Source organism: Bradyrhizobium sp. PRIMUS42 (genome assembly GCF_023006515.1).
Classification (GTDB): Bacteria; Pseudomonadota; Alphaproteobacteria; order Rhizobiales; family Xanthobacteraceae; genus Bradyrhizobium.
Window position 1 is genome coordinate 1 of record NZ_JALBGZ010000419.1, and the last position, 5,722, is coordinate 5,722.

The window sequence follows — 5,722 nt, forward strand, 5'->3', positions numbered from 1 at the left end:
CGACGTCGGCCGAGACCTCGCGCTTGGCGGCAAGGAAGGCCGCGAATCGCTGGTCAAAATCGGCGCTGCTGCGGTCGAGGCGAACGGGCATGTCTGGCTTGGCTTCTGGCTGGTCTTTGGGGCGGGTTGGCGCACCAGGTCCCCTGCTCAATGGCGCGGCGGGGAAGCGACGTCAACCCTCGCAAGGCGCGCGGGCACGGGGGCGGTACGGCTGGTATACCGGCAACCTCACACCTCCCCCTCGATCTCCACCCCCGTTCCCAGTGCATCCGCCCCGAGGTCGGTCAGCTCGCATTCCAGGCATTCGACGTCGAGCCGGATGGCGCCACCTTCCGCGAACAAAAGCAGGGCGCTGCCGGCGGGCTCCTCGTCGCGGCCGTCCCTCGGGTGAAACTCGATGCCGACAAGGTCCAGGACCTTGTCGGGAGCTGTGAGGTCGATGTTGCGCGACTTGCAAGCGAGCACGCGGTCGAAGCGGAGCGCGGAGACCAGCCGACGCGGCTCGGCCTCGCCCTCCAGCGTCTGCTCCCAGTCCAGCCGGCTCATCCCGACCACAAGCCGCTTCTCGCTTTGTCGCCAGAGGATGTCGGAGGCCTGGACATGCGCGTCCTGGACATGGGTCGAGATCACGGCGAGATCGTCGGCGTCGAGTGCGATCAATTTGAGCTGGGGCGGCATCGCCGACGCTTCTCCTTCGGAGTGGATCGGGCTCAACGCACACAGGCCCCGAAATTTCCGTCCAAACTACCGGGTCGGCGGGTTAGAGGCCATTGATATCCTCCATTTCCAGCACCTTCCGCGGATACCCCTCCCGGGCGACGCGGATCATGGCGCGACCGATCTGCTCGGTGGAGGTGACGAGCCGCGGCGAGAGCCGGCGCAGCACCGACCAGAGGGGCCAGGTTGCGGTATAGACCGCCTGCACCCAGGCGGTCTTGGAACGGGCGCCGTGCAGGGGCTGGATCGCACCCGGCCGGAACATATAGGCGGCTCTGAACGGCAGCTTGAGCAGATCGTTCTCGGTCTTGCCCTTGATCCGCGCCCACATCCGCGAACCCTGCTCGGTGGTATCAGTGCCGGCCCCGGTGACGTAGGTGAAGATCATCTGCGGGTTGAGGCGTGCCAGCATCGTCGCTGCCGCGAGCGTGAGGTCATGGGTAAGATGCCGGTAGCGCTCCTCGCGCATGCCGATCGAGGAGACGCCGAGGCAGAAAAAGCAGGCACCGAAGCCGGTCAGCTGCGTTTCGATCGCCGAATAGTCCAGAAAATTGTCGTGGATGATCTCGACGAGCTTGGCGTTGCGCACGCCGGTCGGGCTGCGGCCGACCACGAGCACACGGTCGATGCCGGGATCGATCAGGCATTCGCGCAGAACGCCCTGCCCGATCATGCCGGTCGCGCCGAAGATGATGACTTGCATCGGGACGTCCCCAACCGGCTCGCGCGGCTCAAGCGGCGGCCGCGATCTCGTCGAAGGATACACCAGTCAATGTCGCCGAGGCATCCCACAGCATGGCCGCCGCAGCGAGAGCCTTCGCGTGCGGCATGATCTTCGCCACCGCGGGCGCCCCCTTCATTTCGTAGAATCCGTTCGGACCGTAATATCCGCCGGGCTCCGCTGTGGGCGAAGTCGCGGCGAACAGCGTTGGCAGTGCGCCATCGGCAGCGGACTGGCTGAACAGCGGCTGGAGTAGCCGGCCGACCCGCCACTGCAGCGAGTTGGCGCCCAGGCCGTTCGCGACGAGATCGGTGCGCGCGAAGCCGGGATGCGCCGCAAGGCTCATCAGGCCCCAGCCGGCCGCGTCGCTACGGCGTTGCAATTCGAGCGAAAACATCAGCATCGCCAGCTTGGACTGGCTGTAGGCGCGCCACGCGCGATAGGCGTGCTTGCCCTGCAGATCGTCGAAATTGATCGCGCCGGAGCGGTGCGCAAGGCTGGAGAGATTGACGACACGAGGCGCCTTCGCGCGGCGAAGCTGCGGCAACAGGTGCGCCGTCAAGGCGTAGTGGCCGAGATAGTTGGTGCCGAGCTGCATCTCGAAACCGTCCTCGGTTTGCTGCCGTTTCGGCAGCGCCATCACGCCGGCATTGTTGACGAGGAGATCGACCTGCTCGTTGCCGGCGGCAAAGCGCTTGGCGAAATCGGCGACGGAAGCGAGGCTGGCGAGATCGAGATGCTCGTAGGCGATCAGCGCGTTGGGAAACCGCTCGCCAATGCCTTCGATCGCCCGCAGGCCCTTTGCGTCGCTGCGTCCGGTGAGTATGACAATGGCACCGGCGCCCGCCAGCGCCATCGCCGTCTCATAACCGAGGCCGCCCGTCGCTCCCGTGACCACGGCCGTCTTGCCGGCGAGAGAGGGGATATCTGCCATGGTCCAGTCGGTCATGCCATTCTCCGTTCGGGGCTGGAACGAGGCCCGCGACGGGTCTAAATGTGCACTGAGTGCAAGTTTACAAGAGGCGAGCCGATTTGAAGCCTTCGAAGGTCGTCCGGAAACGCGTCAAGTCATTGCCCCCAGGCGAAAATTCCCCTGATGGCACCGGCCTGCGCCAGCGCAAGCAGCAGGAGACCCGCGCGCGCCTGACCCGGGCGGCGATGACGCTGTTCCTGGAGCGCGGCTTCGAAGCCACGACCATCGACGACATCGCAGCAGCGGCGGACGTGTCGCGCCGGAGCTTCTTCCATTATTTCGCATCCAAGGAGGACGTGGTCGCCGCCTGGCAGGAAGGCGCGGCAAGCGCCTTGGTCGCCGAGATTGTTGCCCGGCCTGCGGATGAACCCATGCTGACGGCCGCGGAAAATGTTATCGCAGCGGCGGTCAAGCGGATCGATCCGGCGGAAGCCGCGGCGATGTCGCGGCTCAAGCGCGACAATCCCGCGCTTCGGGCCCGCGATCAGCTCAAATACGAAAAGCTCGAACTCGCGCTGGCCGACGGGCTCGCCCGCCGCGCCAGAACCAAATCGGACCAGCTGAAGGCGCGCCTCGTCGCCATGATCGCCACAGGCGCGATGCGCGTCGGCGGCGACAGCTGGATTGGCGAAGGTGCGCGGGAGAAGCCGGAGATTTTCGTCAAGCGCACCTTCGATGCGATCAGAGCGATACTGAAGTGAGGTGTACTCCCCTGGAGGGTATGTAGGGTGGGAAAAGCGAAGCGTGCCCACCATTTCTGTGCAGCGTCGGATCGATGGTGGGCACGGCGCAAGTGCGCCTTTGCCCACCCTACGATTCCGGACTCGCGGAGAGAGTCCCCTCACCCGTGGCTGCGCAGCGAGCCACCCTCTCCCGCAAGGGGGAGAGGGCAAGATCAGCTCCTCTACTCCCTGAAAAATGCCAGGAGATCCGCGTTGATGGTCTCGGCGTGGGTGGTCGGCATGCCGTGCGGGAAGCCCTTGTAGGTCTTCAGCGTGCCCTTTTTCAGCAGCTTGGCCGAGAGCGGGGCCGAATCGGCGTAAGGCACGATCTGGTCGTCGTCGCCGTGCATCACCAGCACGGGCACGTTGATCTTCTTGAGGTCCTCGGTGAAGTCAGTCTGCGAGAACGCAACGATGCCGTCGTAATGCGCCTTGGCGCCGCCCATCATGCCCTGGCGCCACCAGTTCTGGATCACCGCTTCCGACGGTTTTGCGCCGGGGCGATTGTAGCCGTAGAACGGGCCGGCCGGCAGGTCGCGATAGAATTGGGTGCGACTGGCGGCAAGTTGCTTCTGGAGATCGTCGAACACGCTCTTCGGCAGGCCGCCGGGATTGGCCGCGGTCTGCACCATCAGCGGCGGCACCGCGGAGAGGATCGCGGCCTTCGCCACCCGGCTCTCGCCGTGGCGCGCGATGTAATGCACGACTTCGCCGCCGCCGGTGGAATGGCCGACATGAATGGCGTTGTTGAGGTCGAGATGCGCGGTGACGGCCGCAAGGTCGTCGGCATAATGATCTATGTCGTGACCGTCGGCGACCTGCGACGAGCGGCCATGGCCGCGGCGGTCATGGGCGATGACGCGGTAGCCGTTGTTGACGAAGAAAATCATCTGCGCGTCCCAGTCGTCGGACGACAGCGGCCAGCCATGGCTGAATACGATCGGCTGACCGCTTCCCCAATCCTTGTAGAAGATCTCGACGCCGTCTTTGGTGGTGATGGTGGGCATGGACTGCTCTCTTTCAGTGAAGATCCATTGCGCTACGCGTGATCAAGCACGCGCCGATGATGCGCAGATAGGTGCGCAAGGTCCCGAATGCGATGTCTCGCATCAACTGGGAACGTTGAGAATCGTGTGATCAGGCAAACGCCATCGGCCTGAAGCGGCGCCAGGCGCCGATGGTGATCACGACGAAGAACACAAGGACGATGCCCTGCACCACCGCGAACACGGGACCAGATGGTGGCGCCGGCGCCACTGCCGGCGCGAGCGCGGCGAGCGCCGGTACCTTGAGGAACGACTGGATCACCAGCACGAAGACGTTGGAATAGAGCGAGATCATCGCGGTCACGATGTAGACCGGACGCCAGACGCCGGAGAGCTTCATGCCGTACAGCGCGACGCAGGCGATGGCGAGCAGCACCAGCGAGATGATGCCGATGATGTGCGAGGGCAGCAGCTTCTCGAACGGAAACAGGAAGCCGGTGACGCTGGTCAGGATCGTGAAGGCCAAGAAGATCGCGGTGAGGCCCGGCATCGACTTCGAGCCGAGCAGACCGAACATCACGACGAGGCCGGCGGCGATGGCGATCAGGCTGATGATGACGTGGACCAAAGTGAAGGCAGGCAGGCTCAAGCCAAGGACCATGACATCTCTCCTACTCTCCGCGTTGAGATGAGGAGAGTAGTATTACGGTGCTCATGGAATTGCCACATGCGTTGTCGCCGCATGCATGTGCGCAGCCATGCGTCATCGTGCGAATCGACAAACGCATGGCTGAATTTTTTGTACCACTGTCGCAAACGACAGCAGTTGGTGGTTCGTCACCTTCGACGAAAGTTGAATCGATCCCTTCACACTTCCTTGGTGTCGAACATCAGGAGGTCGGCGCCGCCGCTGGCGAATTTCGGCACGTCGGCGCCGGTCGCCTTGCCTTCCTCGCTGCCGAATGCCGACTGGATGGCGGCCACGCTATCGAAGGTGAGGATGGCGACGAGATGGATTCCGGAAGGCCCGGCGGGAGATGCGACCGGCCCCTTGCTGACGGCGTATTTCTTCAGGCCGGGAAGCTTCTTGGCGAGCGGGATATGCGTCTCGGCATAGTACTTGTCGAAGGCGGCAGCATCCTTGGGTGTCTTGTAGAGCACGACGATTTCAGCCATTTAGTTCTCCCGTTAAGCGTTTTGTTTGTAGATCGTCATGGTGAGGAGCGTGCGAAGCACGCTTGCGGACGATGCTTGCGCATCGCCACGCGAACCACGAAAGGCCCAGATGCATCCGGGCCTTCATCCTTCGAGACGCGCGCGCTGCGCGCCCCTCAGGATGAGGGAAGATAGTCACGCATGACGCCGCACGATGGCAAGCCGGATTCGTCTTGCCACGCGCTTGTCTTCTGCTTGACTTATTGGTGAGCGCGATCCTGCGGAGAACCGCTTCACACTTTTTCCGGAGCGGGCTTTAAAGCGCCGGTTTTGCGGCGTCGCCGAGATAGCCGTGCAGGGAGGCCACGACCTGGGCGCCCTCGCCGATGGCGCCGCCGACGCGCTTGACCGAACCGGAGCGGACGTCGCCGACGGCATAGACGCCGGG

The 5,722-nt window shown here is 64.0% G+C and carries 7 protein-coding genes; 1 reads left to right on the forward strand and 6 read right to left on the reverse strand.

Translation table 11 applies throughout. The features are described 5' to 3' along the window. Positions 1–228: 228 nt before the first annotated feature. The 3 genes from MOV75_RS25295 to MOV75_RS25305 all read right to left on the reverse strand — a co-directional run bounded on the left by MOV75_RS25295 (position 229) and on the right by MOV75_RS25305 (position 2,387). The gene (locus tag MOV75_RS25295; protein ID WP_246930243.1) at positions 229–678 is read right to left on the reverse strand and encodes a DUF2948 family protein; all 450 of its coding nucleotides are present in this window, start codon (positions 676–678) and stop codon (positions 229–231) included. Between the two features lie 82 nt (positions 679–760). Next, positions 761–1,420: an epimerase gene (locus MOV75_RS25300; RefSeq protein ID WP_246930245.1), complete on the reverse strand. Its 660-nt coding sequence runs from the start codon at positions 1,418–1,420 to the stop codon at positions 761–763. 28 nt (positions 1,421–1,448) lie between these two features. Next, a complete protein-coding gene (locus MOV75_RS25305) occupies positions 1,449–2,387 on the reverse strand; it encodes an SDR family oxidoreductase (RefSeq protein ID WP_246930247.1) in 939 nt (312 codons plus the stop codon). A 122-nt stretch (positions 2,388–2,509) separates the two neighbouring features. Here MOV75_RS25305 and MOV75_RS25310 point away from each other — a divergent pair, with 122 nt between their 5' ends. Beyond that, entirely contained in the window at positions 2,510–3,112 is a 603-nt protein-coding gene (locus tag MOV75_RS25310; RefSeq protein WP_246930249.1) for a TetR/AcrR family transcriptional regulator, read from the forward strand. Between the two features lie 203 nt (positions 3,113–3,315). Here MOV75_RS25310 and MOV75_RS25315 read toward each other — a convergent pair whose 3' ends face one another. The 3 genes from MOV75_RS25315 to MOV75_RS25325 form a co-directional block, all read right to left on the reverse strand. Further along, complete coding sequence (locus MOV75_RS25315) at positions 3,316–4,140, reverse strand: alpha/beta fold hydrolase (protein ID WP_246930250.1); 825 nt, start codon at positions 4,138–4,140, stop codon at positions 3,316–3,318. Between the two features lie 130 nt (positions 4,141–4,270). After that, positions 4,271–4,780 carry a hypothetical protein gene (locus MOV75_RS25320; protein ID WP_246930251.1) on the reverse strand — a complete coding sequence of 170 codons (510 nt, stop codon included), beginning with the start codon at positions 4,778–4,780 and terminating at the stop codon, positions 4,271–4,273. 206 nt (positions 4,781–4,986) lie between these two features. After that, positions 4,987–5,295, reverse strand: coding sequence for an EthD family reductase (locus tag MOV75_RS25325; protein WP_246930252.1), 309 nt, complete (start codon positions 5,293–5,295; stop codon positions 4,987–4,989). Between the last annotated feature and the right edge of the window lie 427 nt (positions 5,296–5,722).